This window comes from Paracraurococcus lichenis, assembly GCF_030657435.1.
GTDB classification, from domain to species: domain Bacteria; phylum Pseudomonadota; class Alphaproteobacteria; order Acetobacterales; family Acetobacteraceae; genus Paracraurococcus; species Paracraurococcus lichenis.
In genome coordinates this window covers 1-603 of sequence record NZ_JAUTWS010000429.1, presented here as the reverse complement: position 1 = coordinate 603, position 603 = coordinate 1, and the positions used below count along the sequence as shown (strand labels likewise).

The window sequence follows — 603 nt, the reverse complement described above, 5'->3', positions numbered from 1 at the left end:
CGCTGGACGGCCTCACGGCGGCGCCGATCCGTGCCAAGCTGCTGCGGCCAGGAGCAGCCGGGTCGGCCAGCGGCGCGAAACGCCACGTCGCTGCATGAGGCGGTTGACCTCGGGCGTGGACAGCGACGTTTCGACATAGCCGAAGCTGCCCCGCTTCTTCACTTCGCGTGCGGCCCCCACCACGCCGGTCAACGCGGCGCGGTAGAGCGAGGTGGCGAGGCTGACCCGCTTCACTCCGGCCGCCGCGAGCTCCGCAACCGGGAACGACTTTCCCTTGGTCCCGGCCATGAAGTTGAAGGGGCGTGACAGTGCGGCGCAGACCGCCCGCACCGCGTCAAGGTCAGGCAGGCCAAGCGCCATCAGCACATCTGCCCAGGCCGCCTCCTGCATCCAAGGGCGGGGCCCGAAAGGTTTGAACACGGCGAGGTCGCTGGCGTTTACCTGCCGCTAGCACACTGGCACAGCGCAATGCCACTCGGAGATACTGGCTATTCCGCCCTGATCAGGAAGCTGTCCCTCGACTTTCCCTCAGCTTCGGCAGCATGGAGCCATTTGGGAAGCCTTCCTCGTCCACTCCAGGTTTCCCCATTGGGGCCCCTGTAC

Annotated in this window: 2 protein-coding genes; both read right to left on the bottom strand. The window is 67.0% G+C overall.

Annotation, left to right across the window (positions count from 1 at the left end):
• Positions 1-12 precede the first annotated feature (12 nt).
• Complete coding sequence (locus Q7A36_RS40645) at positions 13-390, bottom strand: isocitrate lyase/phosphoenolpyruvate mutase family protein (RefSeq protein WP_305109464.1); 378 nt, start codon at positions 388-390, stop codon at positions 13-15.
• A gap of 98 nt (positions 391-488) precedes the next feature.
• On the bottom strand, positions 489-603 hold a 115-nt coding region (locus Q7A36_RS42020; protein ID WP_370655812.1), incomplete at its 5' end, for an H-NS histone family protein.

Coding starts and splice junctions, on each gene's coding strand:
- Q7A36_RS40645 (WP_305109464.1), bottom strand. CDS start 390: ATGCAGGAGGCGGCCTGGGCAGATGTGCTGATGGCGCTTGGCCTGCCT.